Consider the following 24,650-nt stretch of genomic DNA (forward strand, 5'->3'; position numbering starts at 1 on the left):
GAGACAAACATGCTGATTCGCGAAATTCTCGCTGTCAAAGGCAGCACCGAGATCTACAGCGCCAAGCCGGACGAGACGATCGCCGATGTGGTGAAACGCATGGTCCAGCACAACATCGGCTCGCTGGTGGTGCTGGATAAGGCAGTGATGATGGGCTACATCACCGAGCGCGACGTCATGCGCGGCATGGCCGCCAAGGGCTGCTCCCTGGCCGAGATCAAGGTGAGCGAGATCATGGACAAGGAGCCCTTCGTCTGCGCCCCCGAAGACTCGGTCGACTACGCCCGCGACGTGATGACCAAGAATCGCATCAGTCACCTGGTGGTGATGGACGGCGAGAAACTGATCGGCGTCATCTCCCTGCACGACATCGCCAAAGCCTCCCTCAAATACGCGCATTATGAGAATGAGTTGCTGAAACGCTATATCAAGCACTGGCCTGAGTGATAGGCTTGGTAGCGCTTTCGAGCTTCTAAGGGCAACTCATTCCGGCATAGGCTAATGCCCGCGCAGCGGGCGTTAAGTCGCGTAGTGACGGCCGGAACCAAAACGAACTGCTGAAACGCTATATCAAGCACTGGCCCGAGTAAGTTACCGCTCGGCCGCCTTACCGTATCTCTTCCAGCGAAAATCGCTTCTCCAGCACCTGCGGCGTCAGCAGGGCGTAACCCTGGTTCTGCCAGTGGACCAGTTCCACCATCGCCGAAGGCACGACCTGGACGAAGTCCTGCATGTCGGCCGGCCGATAGCCGTAATCCTGCAGGGCGAGGGCACAGACCTTGAACTCGATGCCCAGTTCGGCGTAGTAGCGCATGCGCGCGACCTCTTCCTGGTACTTGGCCTCGTTCTTCTTCGCCACGGCGACCAGCTCGGTGCCGTGCAGCACGACCTTGATCGTCTCCGGCTTGTATTCGTAAGGCGGGTCGGACAGCGGCAGGATCAGCGAGCGAATCCAGTAGAGCGCGGCGCCCAGCTTGGCCGGGTGGTCGAGGAAGATGTCGTAGACCACCTTCGGCGCGGTGTAAGGGGTGTTGACCACCGGCGCCTCGGCACGGACGGAAAGCGGCAGCAGGGTCAGCAACATCACGGCAAGCAGGGTTTTCATGGCGACCTCCTCGCCATGATCGGGATGCTTACTTTGTAGCAGGCCGTGCGGAAATTTCCTCGACCAGGATCTGGTAGGCCCGCAGCCGCTCGGCCAGGATGCCACCGCTCGCCGCGGCGGCGGCGATCGCGCAATCCGGTTCCTTCAGGTGGCGGCAGTTGTAGAAGCGGCAGTGGCCGATGAACGGCTTGAATTCGGGGAAGGCGGCCTGCAGATCGTCGAGGCCGAGGTGATGCAGGCCGAATTCCTGCATGCCGGGCGAATCGATCAGGGCGCCGCCGCCGGGCAGGGCATACAGGCGGGTGTGGGTGGTGGTGTGGCGGCCGGTGTTGAGCGCGCGCGAGATCTCGGCGGTGCGGACATCGGCCTCGGGCACCAGGGCGTTGACCAGGGTGCTCTTGCCGACGCCGGAGGGGCCGATCAGCACCGAGGTCTTGCCGGCGAGCCGCGGTAGCAGGGGCGCGACGTCGGTCTTGGCCGAGACCAACAGCAGTGGGTAGCCGATGGCCTCATAGCTTTTCAGGTGATCGTGCAAGGCTGCGGTCTGGGCAAGGTCGGCCTTGTTCAGCACGATGGCGGCCGGGATGCCGGCGGCCTGGGCGGCGACCAGGCAGCGGTTGAGCAGATTCTCGTTCAGCCCCGGTTCGGCCGCGGTGACCACCAGCACTTGGTCGAGGTTGGCGGCGAAGTATTTGGTCTTGAACGGGTCGGAACGGTAGAGCAGGTTGCGCCGCGGCGCGACGTGCTCGATCACGCCCTGGCCGGGGCCGGTGGGTTTGAATTCGACCGCGTCGCCGCAGGCGATGTCGGTCTTGCGGCCACGGCTGACACAATCGATCAGGCCGCTATCGGCCTGGACCAGGCAATGCTTGCCGAAAGTGGCGACGACCCGGCCGCTATTCAGCACAGAGAAACGAGCAAAGGCATCTGACTTGCGCAGATGGAACGAGCGGGCTGGGTCCGTTCGCCTTCACCCGCCGCTTCGCGTCGCCCTCTCCCAGAGGGAGAGGGGAGAATACCCCCTCTCCCTCTGGGAGAGGGCAGGGGTGAGGGGAGGGCGTTTCGGTCTTTAGTCACAACTCGAACAAGGCATCGATCTTGGCAGCACAGATGAAATCCGACTCCGACAAGCCCTTGATCGCATGGGTGAGGTATTCCACCCGGCAGGTGTTGTAGCCGACCGCAAGGTCCGGGTGGTGCCCCTGCTGGTGCGAGACCCAGGCGATGGCGTTGACGAAGGTCATGGTGACGTAGTGGTCGGCGAACTTGAAGTCGCGCCGCAGCTTGCCGTCGGCCACCTGCCAGTCCTTCAGTTTCGGCAGCAGGCGGTCGATCTCGGCCTGGCTCAAGGGTGGCACGCCGCCTTCGCAGGGCTTGCACTTGCCTTTGGCCAGGTCGCAAAAAACTTCGCTCATGATGCTCTCCCGTCGAGGTCGGCTTACTTGAACTTGTAGAACTGCCGGTTGAGATGGCCGCCGATGTTGTTTTCATCCTCGGGGAACAGCTTGTTGCCGAGGTTGGCGTTGCAGGTGGTGATCTGCTGGGCCAGTTGCTGGGCGCTCTTCATTCGTCGGTCGGCACGGGTGTAGATCTTGCTGCCGTCGCCGCCGAATTTGGCGCTGTGGCAGCTCGTGCATTGCTTGTCGTGCAGGGCCTTGCCGGCCTTGAGGTCGGCGCCGGCAAAGGGGTCGGCCAGGGCCGGCAGGGCCAGGCCGGCGATCAGCGTCGCGAACAGAAACCTTTTCGTATTCATGGTGATTGCCTCCTCCGGGGTTTCAGGCTTGCGCCGGAATCTCATTATTAGCATGCAGTCGGCCGATGCGCTCCGTCGCCTTGGGGTGGCTGTCGTAGAACAGCGAGTAGATCGGGTCGGGTGTCAGCGTGGTGGCGTTGTCGCGATAGAGCTTGACCAGGGCCGCGACCAACTGGCGGGCGTCGGCCTGGCGGGCGGCGTAGGCGTCGGCCTCGAACTCATGCTTGCGCGAATACAGGCTCATCACGGGCGTGAGCGGGAACAGGAACACCGGCGAGACCAGCAGGAACAGGGCCAGGGCGGCGGCATCGCTTTGCACCGCCATGCCCAGGTCCTGGTAGAACCAGGGCGCGGCCTTGAGCTGGGCCAGCACGAAGAGCAGGCCGAGGCTGAAGGCCGCAAGCAGGGCGATGCGCTTGGCCACATGCTTGAGTCGGTAGTGGCCGAGCTCGTGGGCGAGCACGGCCTCGATCTCGTCCGGCGCCAGTTGTTTGAGCAGGGTGTCGAAGAAGACGATGCGCCTGGCGGCGCCCAGCCCCGTGAAATAGGCGTTGCCGTGGCTGCTGCGGCGCGAGCCGTCCATGACGAAGACGCCCTGGGCGGCGAAACCGCAGCGCTTGAGCAGGCCTTCGATCCGGCTACGCAGGCTGGCGTCGTCGAGCGGGGTGAACTTGTTGAACAGCGGGGCGATGACCGTGGGGTAGATCGCCAGCATCAGGAGATTGAAACCCATCCAGGTCAGCCAGACATAGAGCCACCACAGCTCGCCCATGGCGGCCATCAGCCAGAGCACGGCCAGGATCAGCGGCCCGCCCAGCATGAGGCCGAGCAGGCTTTGCTTGATCAGGTCGCCGAAAAAGCCGGCCAGGGTCTGGCGGTTGAAGCCGAAGCGGGCCTCGACGCGGAATTGGCGATAGAGCGCGACCGGCAGCTCGCTGGCCGAGAGCAGGGCCATGAGCGCGAGCAGGAAGCCGGTGCCCAGCAGCAGGGGGCCGTCGAGCCGGCCGGCCAGCGCATCGTGCAGCCGCTGCAGGCCGCCGCCCAGGGTGAGCGCGAGCAGCACGCCCATTTCGATGGCAAGCTGCACCAGCGCGGTGCGCATCTTGGCCAGAGTGTAATCGGCGGCCTTCCGGTGTTCGGTCAGGGTGATCTCGGCGGCGAAGGCCTCGGGCGGCTGATCCCGGTGCTGCCAGACATGGCGCATCTGGCGCAGGGCGAGCCAGATGCGTAGACCGAAAGTGACGATGACGGCGGCAAGGAACAGCTTGCTGAAAAAGGGCATGGAATCGGGCCGGGATGACGTAGTGGCGCCGATTATGCCACAATGATTTTTCCCGATTTTTAGGTGGTTTTATGGCACAAAACGCAACGCATCTGGTCTGGGTCGACATGGAAATGAGCGGCCTGGACCCGGACAAGGAACGCATCCTGGAGATCGCCCTGATTGTCACCGATGCCCAGCTCGAGGTGGTGGAAGAGGCGCCGGTCCTGGTGGTGCACCAGCCCGATGCGGTGCTCGACGCGATGGACGCCTGGAACAAGGGCACCCACGGCAAGTCCGGCCTGATCGACAAGGTCAAGGCCTCCACCCTCACCGAGGCCGAGGCCGAGGCCCGGATGCTGGCCTTCATGCAAAAACACGTGCCGAACCGAACCAGCCCCATGTGCGGCAACTCGATCTGCCAGGACCGCCGCTTTCTGGCGCGTTACATGCCCCAGTTGGAGGCCTATTTCCACTATCGCAACCTGGATGTCTCGACCCTGAAGGAGCTGGCCCGGCGCTGGCGGCCCGGCCTGATGGAAGGCTTCACCAAGGCGAACAATCACACCGCCCTGGCCGACATCCGGGAGTCGATCGCGGAGCTGCGCTATTACCGGGAGCATTTCATCCGCGAGTCATAAGCGTCGCGGATGATGTGCCCGCCGCCCAGGGTCGGGACTGGCTTGAATCTTGCTGCATGATCCGGATGGGGATCATCGAGAAAGGATGCCGAGATGTTGAAACCGGGCACTGACTACACCGTCGAGGTCAATCCGCGGATTCCGGAGCGCTTGGCCCGTCTGCGCGAACTGGCCGACAATCTTTGGTACAGCTGGGACCGGCCGAGCCGCACCCTGTTCGCCCGCCTGCACCCCGGCCTTTGGGATGCGGTCGGCCACAACCCCAAGGCCTTCCTCAAGCGGGTGGACGAGGACCGACTGAACGAGGCGGCCGAGGACCACATCTTCCTCGGCAGCTACAAGCGGGTGCTCTCGGCCTACGACACCTATCATGGCGAGCCGTTGCGGCTGCAGATGCCGATCGGGCTCAAGCCGGGCGACCTGGTCGCCTACTTCTGCGCCGAATTCGGCTTCCACGAGAGCTTTCCCATCTATTCCGGCGGCCTCGGCATCCTGGCCGGCGACCACTGCAAGGCGGCGGCCGACATGCGGTTGCCCTTCGTCGCGGTCGGCTTGCTCTACCGCCAGGGCTATTTCTCCCAGCGCATCGACAACGACGGCAACCAGGTCGCCACCTATACCGATTCCGATTTCGAGGATCTGCCGATCGATCCGGCGCAGCGCGCCGACGGCAGCGAGATCCATGTCCACGTCGAGATGCCGGGGCGTCTGGTGGCGGTCAAGGTCTGGCAGGCCAAGGTCGGCCTGAACAAGCTGTATCTGCTCGACACCGATCTGCCGGAGAACAGTCCGGAAGACCGCTACATCACCCATCAGCTCTACGGCGGCGACAAGCAGACCCGGATCCAGCAGGAGATCGTGCTCGGCGTCGGCGGCATCCGCGCCCTGGAGGCGCTCGGCATCAAGCCCACCACCTATCACATCAACGAAGGCCACGCCGCCTTCCTGGTGCTGGAGCGCACGCGCGCCCTGGTGAGCGACGGCCTGCCGTTCCGCGCCGCCCTCGAGGCGGTGGCGGCGAGCACCGTGTTCACCACCCACACCCCGGTGCCGGCGGGACACGACCATTTCGCCGAGGACATGATCTGGAGCTACTTCGCCGCCTGCTGCAACGAACTGAACATCAGCCGCGAGGAGTTCCTGGGCCTGGGTGGCGCCGGCCACGGCAACGACTTCAACATGACCAAGCTGGCCCTGCATGGCTCGCGCCACCACAACGGCGTGTCGCGCATCCACGGCGACGTCTCCTCGCGCATCTGCGGCGACATCTGGCCCCAGGTGACACCGGACGAGTCGCCCATGGACTACATCACCAACGGTGTCCACGTCGCCAGCTTTCTGGCCCAGGAGTGGCAGGACCTGTTCGACACCAAGCTGGGCTACGAATGGCGTCGGCGTTACTGCGACCCCGAATTCTTCGTCAAGGTCGAGACCATTCCCGACCATGAATTCTGGGCGGTACACCAGGGCCTCAAGGCGCAGATGCTGCATGCCCTGCGCTCCAGAGTCACCCAGCAGCACCTGCGCAACCACGGTTCCATGGCCCACCTGGACCGCATGCTCAAGCATGCCAACCCGCTCGACCCCAATGTCCTGGTCATCGGCTTCGCGCGCCGCTTCGCCACCTACAAACGGGCCACTTTGCTGTTCGAGAACATGGACTGGCTGCGTGCTATTACCGGCGATGCCAACCGTCCCGTCCTCTTCGTCTTCGCCGGCAAGGCCCACCCGGCCGACCGGCCCGGCCAGGAACTGATCCGGCGCATCCATGAGATCTCGCGCCTGCCCGAGTTCGAGGGCAAGCTGCTGATGGTGGAAGGCTACGACCTCGGCTTCTCCCGCCGCCTGGTGGCCGGCGTCGACGTTTGGCTGAACAACCCGATTTATCCGCTGGAGGCCTCGGGCACCTCGGGCATGAAGGCGGGCATGAACGGCGTGCTCAACCTCTCGGTCACCGACGGCTGGTGGGACGAGGGCTACGACGGCAGCAACGGCTGGGCGATCAAGCCGGCACCCGAGTACTACGACGATGTCCGGCGCAACAAGGAAGACAGCCGCGACCTGTATGAACTGCTTCAGGATCAGGTGATCCCCATGTATTACCGGCGCAACGAGCTGGGTTTCTCGCCCGAGTGGGTGCGCATGGCCAAGCGCTCGATCGCCACCCTGTTGCCGCAGTTCAACTCCACCCGCATGGTCATGGAGTACGTGAACAAGTTCTACATCCCGGCCAGCCGCCAGGCGCGCCGTTTCGCCGAGAACGACTATGCCGCCGCCCGCATCCTGGCGGACTGGAAGGCGCGGGTGCGCCAGGCCTGGGGCGGGGTCGGCATCCGCCGCATCGATGCGCCGGTCAAGCGCATCCCCTTCGGCGAGGCCATGCATATCCAGGTGGCGATGAACCTGAACGGCCTCAAGCCGGAGGACGTGCGGGTGGAACTGCTGGTCGGTCGCGCCTCGCGCAATGGCAAGGAGAACGATCGTAAGGTGTTCCAGCTGCGGGCCACCGAGTGTCATGGCCACGAGTGTCAGTTCGGTCTGGATTTGACGCCGGAGCTGTGCGGCAAACTGGTCTATCGCATCCGCGCCTATCCCTACCACGAGTTGCTGACCCATCCGTTCGAGACGGGCTTGATGGTCTGGGTGTGATTCCGGACTGAGGGCTGAGCCCTTAGCCCTCAGCACTCAGTCCTTTCCCACCATTCCCCGATACAGCTCGGCGTATTCCGCCGCGCTTTTCTCCCAGCTGAAATCCCGCTTCATGCCGGCGACCTGCAGCCGCTTCCAGGCGGCGGCATCGCGGTAGAGCGCGAGCGCCCTCGCCACCGCGGCCTGCAAGGCCGCAGCCGTGGCCTCGGCGAAGACGAAGCCGGTTGCCGCGCCCCGGGCCAGCGCCTCCGGCGTGGCATCGACCACGGTGTCCCTGAGGCCGCCGGTGGCATGCACGATGGGGGGGGTGCCATAGCGCTGGCTGTACATCTGGTTGAGGCCGCAGGGCTCGAAACGCGAAGGCATCAGGAAGCAGTCGGCGCCGGCCTCGATGCGGTGGGCCAGGCCTTCGTCGTAGCCGATGACGCTGGCAACCCGGCCCGGATGCCGCGCCGCCAGTTCGTGCAGGCTGGCTTCCAGCGCGGCATCGCCGCTGCCGAGGAAAACCATCTGCCCACCCTGGCCGACCAGCCAGTCGGCCATCTCCAGCACCAGGTCGAGGCCCTTCTGGTGGGTCAGGCGGGAGATCATGCCGAACACGGGCGCCTGGGCCTCGACCGCCAGGTTCAAATCCTCCTGCAAGGCCTGTTTGCAGTTTTTCTTCGCCGCCGGGTTGCGGGCCGAATAGCTGCAACCGATGTGCAGGTCGGCCGCCGGGTTCCAGAAGGCGGTGTCGATGCCGTTGACGATGCCGGACAGCACCTCGCGCCGACCGGCCAACAAACCCTGCAGCCCCATGCCCAGCGGCTCGTGCTGAATCTCCTCGGCATAGGACGGGCTGACCGTGCTCAGTCGATCGGCGTAGAACAGGCCGGCCTTGAGGAAGGACAGATTGCCGTAATACTCCAGGCCGGCGATGTGGAAATGCTCGGCCGGCAGGCCGAGCTGGCCCACGGTCTCGGGCGGGAAGATGCCCTGGTAGGCCAGGTTGTGGATGGTCATCAGGCTCTTGGCACCGCCGCCCATGAAACGCAGCCAAGCGGGTGCCAGGCCGGTCTGCCAGTCGTTGCAGTGCAGCACGTCGGGTCGCCAGTCGAGCGGGCTGGTGCCGCTGGCGAGGTAGGCCGCCAGCCAGGACAACAGGCCGAAGCGCAGGGCGTTGTCGGCATGGTCTCGACCGTCGGTATCCTGATAGGGCCCGCCTTCGCGCCCATAGTAATGCGGCGCGTCGATGACGTAGACCGGGGTGTCCGAGTCCGGCATCTTGGCCAAGAGCAATCGGGTCGGGCCGAAGATCGGCAGCCGCTCGAAGACCAGGCACTGACGGGCGCCCTGCACGCCATGCAGCACGCCGGGATAGCCCGGCAGCAGCAGGCGACAATCGATCTTGTCGCCGCGCAGCGCTGGTGGCAAAGCGCCGCTGACGTCGGCCAGCCCGCCGGTCTTGACCAGGGGGCGGGCCTCGGAGGTGGCGAACAGGACCTTCATGGCGGACGGTGCTTTCAGTGATTTTCCGGCTATTGTAGTCGTACGTAGATATTGTTGCGGATTGCCCCGTTGGCGGAATTCATCAAGAATTCTCCGGCATTGCTTCAATCCATAACTTATCCGTTTCGGCCATGAGTCGGCGGAGGGAGCCCATAGTGACGAAAGCGGCGAAACCCGCCGATGGCGATATGCACGCGGCCTGGCTGGCTCAGGCGCGGGATCTGCGCAACCTGGCCGACCTGCTGGCCACCGAAGGCTGGGATCGGATGCGCGCCTTGCGGTTGGCGCACACCCTGCAAGGGCTGGCCGAGCAGGCCGTGCCGCAAGGCGGGAGCCAATTTGGTCAATCGGCGCGGGGTTTGTTGAGCCGGCTGGAAGTGCTGCTGCTGGACAAGGACCGGCCTGAATCGGGCTTATGGCAGGAACTGGTCGCGGCGGTTTCCGACCTGGCTGACCTTGTTTCGGCTGCCGGCGATCCTTTGGCCGGCGCCGGCTGGGAGCTCGCCGGCCGATGGCCGACGGCCTTGCCCGACGGCTGGCGCCTGTTCGGGCTCGGGCCCGATGCCGCTGTGCTGTTGCAGTCGTCGCCCAAGGGCGGTTGCCGGATCGAGCGGATGTTCGATTCGGTCACGGCCTTGCTGGCGAATCTGTCCGGTGCCGCCAATCATGTCGTCCTGGCCGATGCCGATTGGCTGGCCGGTGAGGTTTCCGGTCTGGAGGCGATCCGCCAGTTCGTCGCGACGAACGGCAAGGCCAGGGTGGTTTTCGTCGCGGTGACCCCGGGCCAGGGCTTCAGCCATCAGTTGACCGTATTGCGCAGCGGCATCGACCTGTTCTTGGAGCAGCCGGTAACGCCGGAACGCCTGGTCGAAACCCTGGACGGCCTTGTCTGGCGGCCCAGCCGGCCCTACCGGGTCATGCTGGTCGACGACGATGTCGCCGCCATGGCCCACACTGCCGCCATCCTGCGCCATGAGGGCATGGAGGTGTCGGAGATCAACGATCCCTTCATCGCCCTCGAGTTCGTCGAGGAGTTCGTGCCCGACGTCATGGTATTCGATATCGAGATGCCGGCCTGCAAGGGGACCGAGCTGGCCACCCTGATCCGGCAGAAGGATCGCTATGCCCACATTCCGCTGATCTATCTCACCGCCTGGTCCGACGGGGACCGGCAGATGGCGGCCCGGGTGACGGCGGGCGACGACTATCTGGTCAAGCCGGTCGACCCCGAGTTGCTGATCATGGCGGTTTCCGCCCGGGCAAGGCGGGCGCGGCATCTGGGCGCGATCAAGCAGGTCGGCCAGAGCCGCTGGCGCCAGTTCGAGCGCTTGCGCCACGCCCTCGATCAGCATGCCCTGGTCAGCGCCACCGATGTCGATGGGCGCATCTTCTATGCCAATTCCAAATTCTGCGAGGTAAGCGGGTATCGTGTCGATGAGCTGCTTGGCCAAAACCATCGCATCGTCAAGTCCGGCCGGCACCCGGAGAGCTTCTACGAGGAGATGTGGCAGACCCTGCGCAATGGCCGGATCTGGCAGGGCGAGATCGAAAACCGGCGAAAGAGCGGCATCCATTACTGGGTGAAGTCGACCATCGTGCCTTTCCTCGACGAGGCCGGGCAGCCGGAGCTGTATGTCTCGATCCGCACCGAAATCACCGAAACCAAGCTGCAATCGCGCCTGCTCAGTCTGCTGCGCGAGGGCATGGGCAGCTACGTGGCGACCCGCGAGCTGGCGGCCAGTGCCGATTTCCTCTTGCAGGGCCTGCTCGAACTGACCCAGAGCGCCTACGGCTTCATCGGCGAGGTGCTCTACGACGAAGAGGGGCAGCCCTATCTCAAGACTCACGCCCTGAGCAATATCGCCTGGGACGAGGAGACGCGCCGGCTCTATGAAGAACATGCAGAGAAAGGGCTGGAATTCCGCAACCTGAAGACCCTGTTCGGCCACGTCATGGCTACCGGCGATATGGTGATCAGCAACGACCCGGCGCACGATCCGCGGCGCGGCGGCCTGCCGTCGGGACACCCGGCCCTGCACAGTTTCCTCGGCATGCCGATCTATTACGGCGAGGAAATGGTCGGCATGTATGGCTTGGCCAATCGTCCGGGTGGCTACGACGAGCGGCTGCTCAATTTCCTGGCGCCGTTCAACGCCACCTACGCAGCGATCATCGACGCGAATCGGGCCTCGGCGCGCCAGGAGCAGATCCTCGACGATCTGCTGCAGGCGAAGGAGCGTGCCGAGGCGGCGAACACCGCCAAGTCGGAGTTCCTGGCCAGCATGAGCCACGAATTGCGCACGCCGCTCAATGCCATTCTGGGCTTCTCCCAACTGATGCTGGACGAGGGCGAGGCGATCGACGCCGACACTCGCAACGGCGCCCAGGAGATCTACCGGGCCGGCAGCCACCTGCTGGACATCATCAACGATCTGCTCGATCTGGCCCGGATCGAGGCGGGCAAGCTGGAGCTGCAGCTCAAATCCGTGCCGGTGGCCAGCGTCATGCAGGAGTGCCAGTCGATCGCCCAGCCGCTGGCTAGGGCGCGCGAGGTCGAACTCGAGTTCGCGATGCTGGTGCCGCCAGACCAGGAGATCCAGGCCGACCTGTTGCGGATCAAGCAGGCGCTGCTCAACCTGATTTCGAACGCGATCAAATACAACCGCACCGGCGGCTGGGTGAAGGTCACCTGCCAGGCCATGCCCTTCGGCAGCATCCGCTTCAGCGTCAAGGACTCGGGCCCGGGCATCCCGCTCGACAAGCAGGACCGCCTGTTCTCGCCCTTCGATCGCCTCGGCGCCGAGCGCAGCAGCGTCGGCGGCACCGGCATCGGGCTGGTGATCACCCGTCACCTGGTCGAGATCATGGGCGGGGAGATCGGCCTGCATAGCGAGGCCGGCCTCGGCAGCGAATTCTGGGTCGACATGCCCCCGGCATCGCTGTCGCCGGACCCGACGCAAGCGGCTGCCGCCGAGGCGGAGCCGGTCGAGCGCAAACGGCCGAAGCCGGCCGAGGGGAGGGTCTATCATGTCTTGTATGTCGAGGATAATTTTCTCAGCCAGCGCCTGATGCAGAGCCTGCTCAGCCAGCGGCCCGAGATCAAGCTGATCGAGGCCGACACGGCGGAAGCGGGCCTCGCCCTGGCTGAAACGATCCGGCCCGACCTGATCTTCATGGACATCAACCTGCCGGGCATGGACGGTTATCAGGCCCTGCAGAAGCTGCAGCACAGCCATCACCTCAAGGGGGTGCCGGTGGTGGCGGTGACGGCCAACGCCATGACCGGCGAAGAGGAGCGGGGATTGGCCGCCGGCTTCCAGGCCTATTTGACCAAGCCGTTCAAGATCGAGAAGTTGTATGACCTGCTGGATCGACTGCTGGTCGAACCCGAACTCTGAGTCTACGGCAGTCGTGTTTTCTAACCTTGAGGCGAGATGTCCGCATGAGCCCTGACCCGGAAGGCGAAGACCGGCTCTGGCCGCTGCTGGAATGCCTGCCCCTGGCGGTCGCGGTGTTCGACCGGCAGGGCCGGACCCAGTACGTCAATGCCAAGTTCGTCGACCTGTTCGGCTACGGCACGCAGGAGATCGCGACGCTGGACGCCTGGTGGCAGAAGGCCTCGCCCGACCATGACAGCTATATCGCACTGCGCGATCACTGGCAGGGGATTATGGGCCGGGCGGAACAATCCCGGTTCGAGGTCGAGCCGATTGCCGGCATGGCCGCCTGCAAGGGCGGCGAGCCGCGCTATCTGGAGATGCGCGCCAATATCCTGGGCGAGCGCATCCTGGCGACGGTGATCGACCTGACCGCGCGGCGCCAGGCCGAGCAGGCGATGCAACAGGCCAAGGCGGAGGCCGACCGGGCGTTGCGGGAGAAGTCCGAGCTTGTCGCCCGCATCGGCCGCGATATCTATGCGCCGCTCAATGTCATCCTCGGCTATGCCCAGCTGCTCGAGCAGGAGCCGGACCTGCCGCAGGCGGGACGGACGCAGATCCGCGAGATCAAGGCGGCCGGTGATCAGATGCTGGAGATGGTCAAGCAGGTCATCGGCGCGGTCAGCTCGACGCCGGCTGCCGGCGTGGCCGAACCGGCGCCGAGGCGGCACATCCTGGCGGCGGAGGATTACGAGCCCAATCGCATCCTGCTCAAGCGGCAGTTGAGCAAGCTGGGCTACGGTGTGGATTTTGCCCGGGACGGCGCCGAGGCCCTGCAGATGTGGCAGGGCGGCGGCTATGGCCTGATTCTGACCGACTGCAACATGCCGGTGATGGATGGCATCACCCTGGCCGAGCGCATCCGCGAGATCGAGCGGGGCCAGGGCGGGCATGTGCCGATCGTCGCCTTGTCGGCCAATACCATCCAGCAGGACATCGACCGCTGCCTGAGCGCCGGGATTGACGCCTTCCTCGGCAAGCCGGTCCAATTGCATGACCTGAAAGAGATGCTGGATCGCTTCGGCCTGGGCGACGGCCAGGTCGCAGCCAAGATGCCGGCCGCCGGCACGGTGGCCGCGCCGTCGCAGGAGCGGCGTTCGCCCATGCAGGCGTTGCGGATGCTGCTGGACGAGAACGACCCGCGCGAGCTGGGACGGATGTCGGAGATTTTTATCGGCTCTCTGCAGGGGCTGCTGGACGAGATCGATGCGGGCATGCAGGCGGCGAGCGCGGAGGCCGTCGGCAAGTCCCTGCACAAGCTGAAGTCTTCGCTGCTTGCCATCGGCGACGAGGCCCTGGCCGGCCAGGCGGTCGCGCTGGAATCGGCGGCCAAGGCCGGCGACTGGGCCGCCATTCGCAGGGGGGTGCCAATCCTGTCCCGATCGGCTGCCGGGGTGATCCAGGCGATCCGCGAGGAATTACAGCACGCCTCGGCCCAGGCCCAGGCCCCGGACCCGGACCCGGACCCGGCTCGACTGCCGGCGGCGGAAGCGGATTGGGCGAACTTGCGGGTCCTGGTGGTCGACGACGACGTCTTCATGCGGCTGCAGATCGGCAGCATCCTGCAGCGCCTCGGGGTGCGCGAGGTCCGCCAGGCGGGCAACGGCACCGAGGCCCTGGCCAGCCTGGACGCCCATCCCCACGATGCCGACGTCATTGTCACCGATCTCAACATGCCCGGCATGGACGGCGTGGAATTCATCCGCCATCTGGTCGCGCGCAAGTTCCGCGGCGGCATCGCCTTCGTCAGCGGCGAGGACAGCCGGGTACTGAGCAGCGTGCAGGAGCTGGCCAAGGCGCAGAACCTGCGGGTGCTGGGTACCCTGGTCAAGCCGGTCTACAGCGCGGCGCTCTACGATGTGCTCAATCGCTATGGCGCATCCGAGACGGCGGCGGCCGGCACGGCGGCGGGCCCGGCGATCAGCGTCGGCGACCTGCTGACCGGCCTGGAGTCCAACCAGTTCGTCGCCTATTTCCAGCCCAAGGTCGATGCCCGCAGCCTCGAGGTGATCGGGGTCGAGGTCCTGGCCCGCTGGAATCACCCGCAGCACGGCATCCTCGCGCCCGGCCTGTTCGTGCCGCTGGCGGAGAATGGTGGCCTGATCGAGATCCTGACCATGGCCATCTTCAAGAACGCCATCGACGCCGGCAGCGAGCTGCATCGCCTGGGCCACCAGCTCAAGATCGCCGTCAACTATTCGGCCCAATCTTTCGGCAGCCTGGAGCTGCCCGAGTTCATCGTCGCGACTTCGCAGGCGGCCGGCCTGGACCCGCGCTACCTGATCATCGAGGTGACCGAATCGGGCCTGGTGCACGACCCGACCGTGGCGCTCGACGTGCTGAGCCGCCTGCGGCTGAAGGGGGTCAGCCTGTCGATCGACGACTTCGGCACCGGCTACTCCTCCATGGAGCAGTTGCGGCGCATCCCGTTCAGCGAATTGAAGATCGACCAGGGCTTCGTCCGCGGGGCGGATCAGGATGCGACCGCGCGTTCGATTCTCGAGTCGAGTATCGCCATGGCCAAGAAGCTCAATCTCACCACCGTGGCCGAGGGCGTGGAGACCCAGGAAGACCTCGAGGTCGTGCGCAGCCTGGGCTGCGATCTGGTCCAGGGCTATCTGATCGCCAAGCCGATGGCGCTGGCCGATCTGATCGTCTGGTTGCAACGCAAGCGCTAAGTCGTGGCGTCCGCCGGTGGTATGTAGTGCCGATAGGCGGCGGCTTGTGCCTAAGATAGAACACATCGGTAATCGGGGAGAATCGAAAATGACGCAATTGCAGATCGGCTTGTACGGGCTCGGCCGCATGGGCGGCAATATGGCCAAACGCCTGGCCCGCGGCGGGGTCACGGTCTACGCCTACAACCGCAGTTTCGAGGTGGCGGAAAAGCTGGCCGCCGGCGACGACAACGTCCGGGCCTGCCGCAGCCTGGAAGAGGTGGTCGCCAGCCTGTCCGCACCGCGGGTGCTTTGGTTGATGCTGCCTTCCGGCCCGGCGACCGAGGCGGCCATCCTCCAGGCCGCGGCCCTGCTCGAGCCGGGCGACATCCTGGTCGACGGCGCCAACGGCTACTACAAGGAGGCCATTGCCCGCGCCGACCAGCTTGCCGGCCAGGGCATCCGCTTCGTCGATGTCGGCGTTTCCGGCGGCATCTGGGGCCTGGACAATGGCTATTGCCTGATGGCGGGCGGCGACGAGGCGGCATTGGCGGCGGTGATTCCCTTCCTCAAGCTGCTGGCCCCGGCGCCGGACCGCGGCTGGCTGCATGCCGGGCCGGTCGGCTCCGGCCACTTCACCAAGATGGTCCACAACGGCATCGAGTACGGCATGATGCAGGCCTTCGCCGAGGGCTTCGCCCTGATGCAGGCGAAGACCGAGTTCGAGCTCGACCTGGCGAAGATCGCCGAGCTCTGGCGGCACAGCTCGGTGGTGCGCTCCTGGCTGCTCGATCTGACCGCCGACTTTCTCAAGGCTGACCAGAAGCTCGTCGACATCGCCCCGGTGGTGGCCGATTCCGGCGAGGGCCGTTGGACCGCGCTGGAGGCGGTGGAGCAGGGGGTGCCGACACCGGTGATGTCGCTCGCGCTGATGATGCGCTTCGCCAGCCAGGGCAAGAACGACTATGCCGCCCGCATGCTGGCCATGATGCGCAAGGGCTTCGGCGGCCATGCCGTGCAAGGCAAGGGTGAGTGACCATGACCGAGCAAGAACAAGCGCTGCCGCCCTGCAATTTCGTGATCTTCGGCGCCACCGGCAACCTGGCGACCAAGAAGCTGATCCCCGCCCTGTTCCACCTCGAACTCAGCGGCAAGCTGCCCGAGGCGCTGACCTTCATCGCCTTCGCCCGCCGCAGCTGGGACGATGCTGCCTGGCGCAGCCATGTCATCGATCTGCTCAAGCCCAAATACCCGAAGGTGGAGGACGCCGTGCTGGCCCGGTTTGCCGCCCGCTTCGACTACCTGCGCGGCGAGTTGCACGATGCGGCCTCCTACGAGCGGCTGAAGGAGCTGCTGGCCAAGCCGAAGATGGGCGTCTGTTCCCACGTCGTGTTCTACCTGGCGATCAAGCCGACCGATTTCCCGCCGGTGATCAAGGCCCTCGACTGCTGCGGCCTGAACAAACCGCGTGGCCTGCACCGCATCGTGGTGGAGAAACCCTTTGGCGAGGACATCGAATCGGCCCGCACCCTGAACGAGCTGCTGCACCGCTATTTCGACGAGCAGCAGATCTTCCGCATCGACCACTACATGGGCAAGGAGACGGTGCAGAACCTTCTGGTCTTCCGCTTCGCCAACACCCTGATCGAGCCCTTGTGGAACCGTAACTTCATCGACCATGTGCAGATCACGGTGGCCGAATCGGTCGGTATCGAGCAGCGGGCCGACTACTACGACAAGGCCGGTGCCCTGCGCGACATGCTGCAGAATCATCTGATGCAGTTGTTGACCCTGGTGGCGATGGAGCCGCCGCCGGCGCTGGAGGCCGATGCCTTGCGCGATGAGAAGGTGAAGGTGCTACGCTCGATCCGGCCGATCTCCAAGCGCTCGGTCCATGCCCACGCCTTCCGTGCCCAGTACAAGGCCGGCCTGGTCGGTGGCGAGCAGGTGCCGGGCTACCAGGACGAGGCCGGAGTGGAGCCGGATTCGGTGACCGAGAGCTTCGTCGCCGCCAAGTTCTACATCGACAACTGGCGCTGGCGCGGGGTGCCGTTCTATCTGCGCACCGGCAAGCGGCTGAAGGAGCAGCTGTCGATGATCGCCATCCGCCTGCGCCACCCGCCGCAGCAGTTGTTCCGCGAGACGCCGCTGGAGACGCTGGACCCGAACTGGATCGTGCTCTCGATCCAGCCGGACGAGAGCATGCACCTGGAGATCCACGCCAAGCAGCCCGGCCTGGGCATGAACACCCGGGTGATCCGGCTCAACGCCGGCTATCGCAGCGCCGACGAGAGCCCGCTCGACGCCTATGCCGCCCTGCTGCTCGACGTGATCGAGGGCGACCACACCCTGTTCATCCGCTTCGACGAGGTGAACTGGGCTTGGCAGGTGGTCGATCCGATCCTGAAGTACTGGGCCCAGGAGCGCGACTTCATCCACACCTATCCAGCCGGCAGTTGGGGGCCGTTGGAGGCCAACCGCCTGTTCGATTCGGAAGAGACCGAGTGGCGTAACGAGGTCTGAGTGGGAGGGCTATTCGGGGTAAAGCCCGAGATAGCGCATGCCCTGGCGTGGCTCGGCCATCAGCGCCGCCACGGCGTCGCGCCAGGCGAGGTAGTGCGCGGTCTCCTTGTGGGCGAGGGCATCCGCTTCGCTGGCGTAGGCCTCGTAGAGGATGAAGCGGCAGGGGTCCGCCGCGTCCTGCAGGACGTCGAATCTCAGATTGCCCGCCTCTTGCGTCGAGGCCAGGTGGTTCGCCCGGCAGGCCGCGATGAATGCGCTCTCGCAACCGGGCTTGATGTGCACGTGGACCAGGGTGACATGCATGGCAGGCTCCTCGATTCGCTCGAACAGCGGCTCTACTTGCCGATTTCAGCCTTGAAGTCGGCCAACGCCTGCTTGAGGTCGGCGATCAGCGTGGCATAGCGCGCCTGCTCGCCCGCCTTGGCGGCGAATTCCAGGGCCTCGGCCTTTTTCTGGGCGCGCGTGGCCGAGATGGTGCCGAGCGCCCCCTTGACGGTGTGCGCCGCGCGCACGAAGTCCGGCCAGTTTTCGGCGGCGTAGGCCCGGTCGATGTTGCCGATGTAGTTGTCATATTCGGCGATGAAGATGTCGAGCAGGCCATGCAGCAGTTCCTCATCGCCGCCGATGCGGTCCAGGGCGTCGGCGCGATCGAAGATGGGCAGGTCGCTCTGGCCGGTGGAGGTGGCCGCGGTTTGCGCCGCGGCAGGGACGAGGCGGGGGGCCAGCACGGCGTCTATCTCGGCCTGCAGCATATCGAACCGGATCGGCTTGGGTAGGTAGCTGTCCATGCCGGCCGCCAGGCATTTCTCGCGGTCGCCCTGCATGGCGTTGGCGGTGAGGGCGATGATGGGGATGTGCCGGCCGCTGCCGGCCTCTTCCCGGCGGATCTGCTCGGTCGCTTCGAGGCCGTTGAGGTTGGGCATCATCACATCCATCAGGATCAGGTCGAAGGTTTCGTGCCGCCAGGCAGCCAGGGTCTGTTCGCCGTCTTCGGCCACCGTGACAGAGTGACCGGCCTTCTCCAACATGCGCACGGCGACTTTTTGGTTGACCGGGTTGTCTTCGGCCAGCAGGATTTTGATGGGTTTGCTCATGGCTGCGATGTCATGGTTAGCGTCTGCTTCGAGTCGGCAACCGCCCCGCCGGGAATAAGACACCTTGCTGCAACGTCTTCACTGGGCCGCCCTCTATGCATTGAGTTGTGCGTCGTTTTCGGATGAGTAGGTATGCAATGCTGACCAAGACAATCTTATTGCGAACTGCCCTCCCGTTGATAGCGATTTTCTTGTCATGGGGGATCAATCCGGTTTATGCGGCGGGGCGACTGGCCGGCCATGGCTCGCCCTATCTGGCCATGCACGCCGACGACCCCACCGACTGGCGCGACTGGGGGCCGGCCGCCCTGGCCGAGGCCAGGCGGCAGAACCGCCTGCTGCTGGTTTCCATCGGCTACTTCGCCTGCCACTGGTGTCATGTCATGCAGCGCGAGAGCTATCGTGACCCTGAAGTGGCCCGGCTACTCAATGATCATTACATCCCGGTCAAGGTGGACCGCGAACTGAACAGTGCGCTGGATGCGGCCTTGCAGGCCTTCTCCGAGCGGACCCGCGGCCGTGCCGGTTGGCCGCTCAACGTCTTCGTCACGCCCGAAGGCTATCCCCTGTTCGCCATGCAGTACGCCCCGAGGGATGAATTCCTGCGCATCGCCAGCGCCCTGGCGGCGCGCTGGCGTACCGGTTCGGCCGAGCTCGAGGCGGCGGCGCGGGCGGCCGCCATGGTCGAGCCGGCGCCGCCGTTGCCGGCCGATCTGCCGGCCGCCTTCGTCAAACGTGCCCTGGAAGAGGCCGACTTCCTGCGCGGCGGTTTCGGCGCAACCGCCAAGTTCCCTCAGGTGCCCCAGCTGGCCGCGCTGCTCGACTTGCGGGCGCGGCATCCCGATCTGGCCGGCTTCCTGCGCCTGACCCTGGACCAGATGGCCGGGCGCGGCCTGTTCGACCAAGTGGCCGGCGGTTTTTTTCGCTACACGGTGGACCCCGATTGGCAACAGCCGCATTTTGAAAAGATGCTCTACGACAACGCCCAACTCGCGGCGCTGTATTTGCGGGCGTCCGGGTTTCTCGGCGAGCCGCGCTATCGCGCGGTGGCCGAGCGGACCCTGGATTTCGTCCTGGCGCAGATGGCCGAAGCGGACGGCTATGCGGCCAGCCTGTCGGCCCTCGACAGCCGCGGCGTCGAAGGCGGCGCCTATCTCTGGCCGGCCGAAAGGATTCGCGCCTTGCTCGGCGAGGCGGACTGGCAGCTGGTGCACCGGTTGTGGGCGCTCGATCGGGCGGCGGAATACGAGGCGGGCTACCTGCCCTTCGCCCACGGCCTGCCGACGCCCGAGGAGGCGCTGGCGCAGCAGACGGCATTGGCCAAGTTGGCCGGGGATCGGGCCGGGCGGGCGATTCCGCGCGACGGCAAGGTGCTGGCCGGCTGGAACGGGCTGTTGCTGGCGGCCCTGGCCGAATCCGGGCGCGAGCTGCCACGCCATGCTCAGGCCGCTGCGGCCCTCTACGGCAAGGTCCGCGACCGGCTATGGACCGGCCGTAGTCTGCGCAAGGGGCTGGCCGCGGCTGCCGTTCTGACCGGGGCGGAGCTGGAGGACTATGCCTATGTCGCTTGGGGGGTGTGGCATTACGCCTTGGCGAGCGGCGATGCGCAGGCGCGCCGCCTGGCCGTGCAGATCCAGCGCGAGGCCTGGCGCCGCTTCCATCGGGCGGGCGAGTTTCACTTGGAGGCGCGCCGCCTGGTCGTTGCCCAGGCGGATGCCTGGGAGGAGGGCCATACTTACGCGCCGGCACCGCTACTGATTGAGTTGGGCCTGGCCTCGGGCGAGGCGGATCTGCGGCGAGGAGCCCGTGCGGCCCTGGCGCGCGCCATGAAGATGACGCGGGGGGACGTCTTCTGGCGGGCGGGTCTGGTGCGCCTGAGTCTGGCGGCACCGGCTCTTGCGCCGGGCCTTATTCCTGTGCCTGGCGGCGCATCAGGGGCCGCTTCTCGGCCTGCACCCTGAGTTGCAGCGGCTGCTGTCGGCGCTGGATTTCCAGGTTGGCGGTCTGGCCGGGGCTGAGGGCGGCGATCAGGCCGAGCAGGGTGGTCGAATCGGTCACCGCCTTGCCGTTCACCTTGACCAGGACATCGCCCGGACGGATGCCTGCGCGGTCGGCGGGGCCACCGCGCAGCACGCCGGCGATCAGGGCGCCCTGGGTCGAAGGCAGGGCGAAGGACTCGGCGACTTCCGGCGTGATGTCCTGCACCTCGATGCCGATCCAGCCGCGGGTGACACCGCCGGTGGTGATGATCTGTTCCATGATCTGGCGGGCGATGGAGACCGGGATGGCGAAGCCGATGCCCATGTTGCCGCCCGAGCGCGAGTAGATCGCGCTATTGATGCCGACCAGGTTGCCCGAGATGTCGATCAGGGCGCCGCCGGAATTGCCCGGATTGATCGCGGCATCGGTCTGGATGAAGCTCTCGAAGGTATTGATGCCGAGGTGGCTGCGGCCAAGGGCGGAGACGATGCCCATGGTCACCGCCTGGCCGACGCCGAAGGGGTTGCCGATGGCGAGCACGACATCGCCCACCTGCAGGCTGTCGGGCTTGGCGAAGGTGATGGCCGGCAGGCCGGCCTGCTGAACCTTGAGCACGGCCAGGTCGGTCTCGGGGTCGGTGCCGACCACTTTCGCCGGCAGGCTGCGGCCGTCGGCCAGGGTGACCTGGATCTCGTCGGCCGCTTCGACCACGTGCTGGTTGGTCAGGATATAGCCCTGGTCGCTGACGATCACGCCCGAGCCCAGGTTGGTCACCCGCTGGGCTTGGCTCTCCGGACGGAAGCCGAAGAAGCGCTGGAACATGGGGTCGTCCATGAAGGGCGAGCGCGGCAGCCGGACTTCCTTGCTGGTGAAGATGTTGACCACCGAAGGCAGCGCACGTTTGGCGGCTTCGGCATAGGTGCCGGCGGCGCGCTGCGCCTGGCCGGTCTGGGCGATCTCCCGGATGCTGATCTTGGTGCCGTTCGGCATCAGGCCGGGGAACAGCCAGCCCAGGCCGGCCACGGCGGCCAGGACTAGGACGACCGCGGCGACGATCTGCGAAAAAACCAGCCAGTGTTTGCGCATGATGGCTCCCGATATGGAGGCGGTCGATTGTACTCCAAGCCCCCCCGAAGGCCGGCCGTTAAGGTTTTGCCCGTGATTGGGGGATTAAATTCGTATTGGCTTTCCTGTACAATCTCGCGATTTGCGATGTCGGGGTCGATTGCGGCCGTGCTCTGCAACACGAATTCGGGGATGCCCGCTGAATTTCTGGTAGGAACGATAAGTTATGAGCGACATGAACGTGGATAAATCCAAACGCCGCTTCCTGGTGATGGCGAGTTCCGCCGTCGGGGGCGTGGCCGCCGCGGGGGTTGCGATCCCCTTCGTGGTCAGCATGATGCCGTCGGCGCGAGCCCTGGCAGCCGGTGCGCCGGTCGAGGTCGATCTGTCGAAGGTCGAGCCGGGTGCCATTCTCACCGTGGAATGGCGCGGCAAGCCGGTCTGGATCGTCAATCGCACCAAGGAAATGCTGGACCTGCTGGCCAAGCACGACGACAGGCTGAGCGACCCCGCTTCGGACAATACCGCCCAGCAACCCGAGTACTGCAAGAACCCCACCCGCTCGATCAAACCCGAATACCTGATCGCCGTCGGCATCTGCACCCATCTGGGCTGCTCCCCGACCTTCCGCAAGGACATCGGTGCGGCCGATCTGGGTGCCGACTGGCCGGGCGGTTTCTTCTGCCCCTGCCACGGTTCGCGTTTCGACCTGGCCGCGCGCGTGTTCAACGGCTCGCCGGCGCCGACCAATCTGGTGATCCCGCCGCACAAGTACCTGAGCGAGACCAAGGTCCTGATCGGCGAAGACGCCAAGGCCTAATTCAGAGGGGATTTGAACGATGAATAAGCTGTTAGCCTGGGTGGACGCGCGTTTCCCGCTTACCGCGCATTGGACCGCCCACCTGTCCGAGTACTACGCCCCGAAGAACTTCAACTTCTGGTACTTCTTCGGCTCGTTGGCCATGCTGGTTCTGGTGATCCAGGTGGTCAGCGGTATTTTCCTGACCATGCATTACAAGCCGGATGCCGAACTGGCCTTCGCCTCCGTCGAGTACATCATGCGCGACGTATCCTGGGGCTGGCTGATCCGCTACATCCACTCCACCGGCGCTTCCGCCTTCTTCATCGTGGTCTATCTGCACATGTTCCGCGGCCTGATGTACGGCTCCTACCGCGAGCCGCGCGAGTTGATCTGGATCTTCGGCGTGCTGATCTTCCTGGTGCTGATGGGCGAGGCCTTCTTCGGCTATCTGCTGCCGTGGGGCCAGATGTCGTTCTGGGGCGCCCAGGTGATCGTCAACCTGTTCGCCACCGTGCCCTTCATCGGCGAGGACCTGTCGATCCTGATCCGCGGCGACTTCGTGGTGAGTGATGCCACCCTCAACCGCTTCTTCGCCTTCCACGTCATCGCCTTCCCGCTGGTGCTGATCGGTCTGGTCACGGTGCACATCATCGCCCTGCACGAGGTCGGTTCCAACAACCCGGACGGCGTCGAGATCAAGAAGCTGAAGGACGAGAAGGGCGTGCCGCTGGATGGCATTCCGTTCCACCCCTATTACTCGGTGAAGGACATCCTGGGTGTTGTCGTCTTCCTGATGGTGTTCTCGGCCATTGTCTTCTTCGCGCCGGAGATGGGCGGCTATTTCCTCGAGGCCAACAACTTCATCCCGGCCGACCCGCTGAAGACCCCGCCGCACATTGCCCCGGTCTGGTACTTCACGCCTTACTACGCGGTGCTGCGTGCCGTGCCGCCGTTGTTCGGCTCCCAGTTCCCGGGCGTTGCCGCCATGGGCATTGCCGTGATGATCTTCTTCGCGCTGCCCTGGCTGGATAAAGCCAAGGTGAAGTCGATCCGCTATCGCGGCGCCACCTACAAGTGGTTCCTGGCCGCCTTCGTCGTCGCCTTCATCGGTCTGGGCTATCTCGGCATCCTGCCGGCGACCCCGCTCTATACCTGGATCTCCCGCATCCTGAGCGTGGTCTACTTCGCCTTCTTCCTACTCATGCCGTGGTATACCGACAGCAGCCGTCCGGGCAAGGCCAGCGCCAAGTGGTTCATCATCGCCTTGGTCGTGTCCGCCATCGGTGTCGTGCTCAACGCGGCTCGGACCACGCCGGTACCCTACCTGACCGAACTGCTGTTCTTCGTCCATCTTGCCTGCTTCGTGCTGATGCCCTTCTATCTCAAGGGCGATCAGACCAAACCCGAACCGCAAAGGGTGACCGACAAATGAAAAAAACGAGCTTTGCCAAAGGCCTGCTGCAGGCCCTGCTGTTGCTGCCGCTGACCGCGTTCGCCTCCGGTGCGGAAGTCCACCTGGATCGCGCCCCGGTCAACTTCCAGGACAAGGAGTCCCTGCAGCGCGGCGCCGCCGTCTTCGTCAACTACTGCCTGTCCTGCCATTCGGCCAACGCCATGCGCTACTCGCGCATGACCGACATCGGCCTGACCGAGTCGCAGATCAAGGACAATCTGCTCTATGCGGCGGACAAGCCAGGCAACACCATGACCGTCGCCATGCGCAGCAAAGAGGCCAAGGCCTGGTTCGGCGCCACCCCGCCCGACCTGTCGGTGATCACCCGTTCGCGCGGTTCCGACTGGGTCTACACTTACCTGCGTGGCTTCTACCGCGACGACACCCGTCCGACCGGCTGGAACAACACCGTGTTCGACAAGGTCGGTATGCCTCATGTCCTGCATGACCTGCAGGGCCAGATGGTGCCGGTCTACAAGACCGAAACCGACCACGAGGGCAAGACCCACCATGTGATCGAGCGCCTGGAGCTGGCCCAGCCCGGCAAGCTGACCCTGGCCGAGTACGACGCCACCGTCGGCGACCTGGTCAACTATATGAGCTGGATGGGCGAGCCGGCCAAGGCCAAGCGCCTGTATCTTGGCGTCGGCGTCATGCTGTTCCTGTTCGTGTTCTTTATCGTGGCCTTCTACCTGAAGCGTGAATTCTGGAAGGACGTCCACTAATTACATAGTGGGGTGAC

The 24,650-nt window shown here is 65.1% G+C and carries 20 protein-coding genes; 11 read left to right on the plus strand and 9 right to left on the minus strand.

Translation table 11 applies throughout. The features are described 5' to 3' along the window. The first annotated feature begins 9 nt into the window (after positions 1-9). On the plus strand, positions 10-447 hold the full coding sequence (locus EL388_RS04740) for a CBS domain-containing protein (RefSeq protein WP_126460381.1): 438 nt from the start codon (positions 10-12) through the stop codon (positions 445-447). A gap of 160 nt (positions 448-607) precedes the next feature. On the opposite strand, the gene EL388_RS04745 is transcribed toward EL388_RS04740, so the two are convergent. The 5 genes from EL388_RS04745 to EL388_RS04765 form a co-directional block, all read right to left on the minus strand. Beyond that, positions 608-1,105, minus strand: coding sequence for a DsrE family protein (locus tag EL388_RS04745; protein WP_126460384.1), 498 nt, complete (start codon positions 1,103-1,105; stop codon positions 608-610). A gap of 28 nt (positions 1,106-1,133) precedes the next feature. Continuing rightward, positions 1,134-2,012 (minus strand): ribosome small subunit-dependent GTPase A, encoded by an 879-nt coding sequence (rsgA, locus tag EL388_RS04750; RefSeq protein WP_126460387.1) that lies wholly within the window; start codon positions 2,010-2,012, stop codon positions 1,134-1,136. A 166-nt stretch (positions 2,013-2,178) separates the two neighbouring features. After that, a complete protein-coding gene (locus EL388_RS04755; RefSeq protein ID WP_126460390.1) occupies positions 2,179-2,520 on the minus strand; it encodes a 4a-hydroxytetrahydrobiopterin dehydratase in 342 nt (113 codons plus the stop codon). Positions 2,521-2,543: 23 nt separating this feature from the next. Continuing rightward, a complete protein-coding gene (locus EL388_RS04760; RefSeq protein WP_126460393.1) occupies positions 2,544-2,858 on the minus strand; it encodes a c-type cytochrome in 315 nt (104 codons plus the stop codon). Positions 2,859-2,880: 22 nt separating this feature from the next. Beyond that, positions 2,881-4,140: a M48 family metallopeptidase gene (locus tag EL388_RS04765; protein ID WP_126460396.1), complete on the minus strand. Its 1,260-nt coding sequence runs from the start codon at positions 4,138-4,140 to the stop codon at positions 2,881-2,883. Positions 4,141-4,211: 71 nt separating this feature from the next. Here EL388_RS04765 and orn point away from each other — a divergent pair, with 71 nt between their 5' ends. Next, positions 4,212-4,760: an oligoribonuclease gene (gene orn / locus EL388_RS04770; RefSeq protein WP_126460399.1), complete on the plus strand. Its 549-nt coding sequence runs from the start codon at positions 4,212-4,214 to the stop codon at positions 4,758-4,760. A gap of 93 nt (positions 4,761-4,853) precedes the next feature. After that, on the plus strand, positions 4,854-7,409 hold the full coding sequence (gene glgP, locus EL388_RS04775) for an alpha-glucan family phosphorylase (protein ID WP_338057667.1): 2,556 nt from the start codon (positions 4,854-4,856) through the stop codon (positions 7,407-7,409). 36 nt (positions 7,410-7,445) lie between these two features. On the opposite strand, the gene glgA is transcribed toward glgP, so the two are convergent. Then, positions 7,446-8,897, minus strand: coding sequence for a glycogen synthase GlgA (gene glgA / locus EL388_RS04780; protein WP_126460402.1), 1,452 nt, complete (start codon positions 8,895-8,897; stop codon positions 7,446-7,448). Positions 8,898-9,085: 188 nt separating this feature from the next. Here glgA and EL388_RS04785 point away from each other — a divergent pair, with 188 nt between their 5' ends. From EL388_RS04785 to zwf, 4 genes are all read left to right on the plus strand, one after another. Next, the gene (locus tag EL388_RS04785) at positions 9,086-12,295 is read left to right on the plus strand and encodes a response regulator (protein WP_172599381.1); all 3,210 of its coding nucleotides are present in this window, start codon (positions 9,086-9,088) and stop codon (positions 12,293-12,295) included. 44 nt (positions 12,296-12,339) lie between these two features. Further along, positions 12,340-15,012: an EAL domain-containing protein gene (locus EL388_RS04790; protein WP_126460408.1), complete on the plus strand. Its 2,673-nt coding sequence runs from the start codon at positions 12,340-12,342 to the stop codon at positions 15,010-15,012. A 97-nt stretch (positions 15,013-15,109) separates the two neighbouring features. Further along, on the plus strand, positions 15,110-16,027 hold the full coding sequence (gene gnd / locus EL388_RS04795) for a phosphogluconate dehydrogenase (NAD(+)-dependent, decarboxylating) (RefSeq protein WP_172599413.1): 918 nt from the start codon (positions 15,110-15,112) through the stop codon (positions 16,025-16,027). A 2-nt stretch (positions 16,028-16,029) separates the two neighbouring features. After that, complete coding sequence (gene zwf / locus EL388_RS04800; protein ID WP_126460416.1) at positions 16,030-17,514, plus strand: glucose-6-phosphate dehydrogenase; 1,485 nt, start codon at positions 16,030-16,032, stop codon at positions 17,512-17,514. 9 nt (positions 17,515-17,523) lie between these two features. On the opposite strand, the gene EL388_RS04805 is transcribed toward zwf, so the two are convergent. Next, positions 17,524-17,817 (minus strand): antibiotic biosynthesis monooxygenase, encoded by a 294-nt coding sequence (locus EL388_RS04805; RefSeq protein ID WP_126460420.1) that lies wholly within the window; start codon positions 17,815-17,817, stop codon positions 17,524-17,526. 32 nt (positions 17,818-17,849) lie between these two features. Continuing rightward, a complete protein-coding gene (locus EL388_RS04810) occupies positions 17,850-18,608 on the minus strand; it encodes a response regulator (RefSeq protein ID WP_126460423.1) in 759 nt (252 codons plus the stop codon). A gap of 191 nt (positions 18,609-18,799) precedes the next feature. On the opposite strand from EL388_RS04810, the gene EL388_RS04815 reads away from it, so the two are divergent. Continuing rightward, a complete protein-coding gene (locus EL388_RS04815) occupies positions 18,800-20,569 on the plus strand; it encodes a thioredoxin domain-containing protein (protein ID WP_165919150.1) in 1,770 nt (589 codons plus the stop codon). Here EL388_RS04815 and EL388_RS04820 read toward each other — a convergent pair. Continuing rightward, entirely contained in the window at positions 20,517-21,674 is a 1,158-nt protein-coding gene (locus tag EL388_RS04820; protein WP_126460429.1) for a Do family serine endopeptidase, read from the minus strand. The two genes, EL388_RS04815 and EL388_RS04820, sit on opposite strands and share 53 nt — an antisense overlap. A 205-nt stretch (positions 21,675-21,879) precedes the next feature. On the opposite strand from EL388_RS04820, the gene petA reads away from it, so the two are divergent. From petA to EL388_RS04835, 3 genes are read left to right on the plus strand one after another with little or no spacing between them, the layout of a single operon-like run. After that, positions 21,880-22,473, plus strand: coding sequence for a ubiquinol-cytochrome c reductase iron-sulfur subunit (petA, locus tag EL388_RS04825; RefSeq protein WP_126460433.1), 594 nt, complete (start codon positions 21,880-21,882; stop codon positions 22,471-22,473). A gap of 19 nt (positions 22,474-22,492) precedes the next feature. After that, positions 22,493-23,887: a cytochrome b gene (locus EL388_RS04830; RefSeq protein ID WP_126460436.1), complete on the plus strand. Its 1,395-nt coding sequence runs from the start codon at positions 22,493-22,495 to the stop codon at positions 23,885-23,887. Beyond that, positions 23,884-24,633: a cytochrome c1 gene (locus tag EL388_RS04835; RefSeq protein ID WP_126460439.1), complete on the plus strand. Its 750-nt coding sequence runs from the start codon at positions 23,884-23,886 to the stop codon at positions 24,631-24,633. The genes EL388_RS04830 and EL388_RS04835 overlap by 4 nt, the downstream gene beginning before the upstream one ends. Positions 24,634-24,650: the final 17 nt, after the last annotated feature.

It is taken from the genome of Sulfuritortus calidifontis, assembly GCF_003967275.1.
Classification (GTDB): domain Bacteria; phylum Pseudomonadota; class Gammaproteobacteria; order Burkholderiales; family Thiobacillaceae; genus Sulfuritortus; species Sulfuritortus calidifontis.

Bases quoted from the DNA above. Each gene is read 5' to 3' on its own strand.
- EL388_RS04740 (WP_126460381.1), top strand. From the start codon at position 10: ATGCTGATTCGCGAAATTCTCGCTGTCAAAGGCAGCACCGAGATCTAC.
- EL388_RS04745 (WP_126460384.1), bottom strand. From the start codon at position 1,105: ATGAAAACCCTGCTTGCCGTGATGTTGCTGACCCTGCTGCCGCTTTCC.
- EL388_RS04755 (WP_126460390.1), bottom strand. From the start codon at position 2,520: ATGAGCGAAGTTTTTTGCGACCTGGCCAAAGGCAAGTGCAAGCCCTGC.
- EL388_RS04760 (WP_126460393.1), bottom strand. From the start codon at position 2,858: ATGAATACGAAAAGGTTTCTGTTCGCGACGCTGATCGCCGGCCTGGCC.
- EL388_RS04765 (WP_126460396.1), bottom strand. From the start codon at position 4,140: ATGCCCTTTTTCAGCAAGCTGTTCCTTGCCGCCGTCATCGTCACTTTC.
- orn (WP_126460399.1), top strand. From the start codon at position 4,212: ATGGCACAAAACGCAACGCATCTGGTCTGGGTCGACATGGAAATGAGC.
- glgP (WP_338057667.1), top strand. From the start codon at position 4,854: ATGTTGAAACCGGGCACTGACTACACCGTCGAGGTCAATCCGCGGATT.
- glgA (WP_126460402.1), bottom strand. From the start codon at position 8,897: ATGAAGGTCCTGTTCGCCACCTCCGAGGCCCGCCCCCTGGTCAAGACC.
- EL388_RS04785 (WP_172599381.1), top strand. From the start codon at position 9,086: ATGCACGCGGCCTGGCTGGCTCAGGCGCGGGATCTGCGCAACCTGGCC.
- EL388_RS04790 (WP_126460408.1), top strand. From the start codon at position 12,340: ATGAGCCCTGACCCGGAAGGCGAAGACCGGCTCTGGCCGCTGCTGGAA.
- zwf (WP_126460416.1), top strand. From the start codon at position 16,030: ATGACCGAGCAAGAACAAGCGCTGCCGCCCTGCAATTTCGTGATCTTC.
- EL388_RS04805 (WP_126460420.1), bottom strand. From the start codon at position 17,817: ATGCATGTCACCCTGGTCCACGTGCACATCAAGCCCGGTTGCGAGAGC.
- EL388_RS04810 (WP_126460423.1), bottom strand. From the start codon at position 18,608: ATGAGCAAACCCATCAAAATCCTGCTGGCCGAAGACAACCCGGTCAAC.
- EL388_RS04820 (WP_126460429.1), bottom strand. From the start codon at position 21,674: ATGCGCAAACACTGGCTGGTTTTTTCGCAGATCGTCGCCGCGGTCGTC.
- petA (WP_126460433.1), top strand. From the start codon at position 21,880: ATGAGCGACATGAACGTGGATAAATCCAAACGCCGCTTCCTGGTGATG.
- EL388_RS04830 (WP_126460436.1), top strand. From the start codon at position 22,493: ATGAATAAGCTGTTAGCCTGGGTGGACGCGCGTTTCCCGCTTACCGCG.
- EL388_RS04835 (WP_126460439.1), top strand. From the start codon at position 23,884: ATGAAAAAAACGAGCTTTGCCAAAGGCCTGCTGCAGGCCCTGCTGTTG.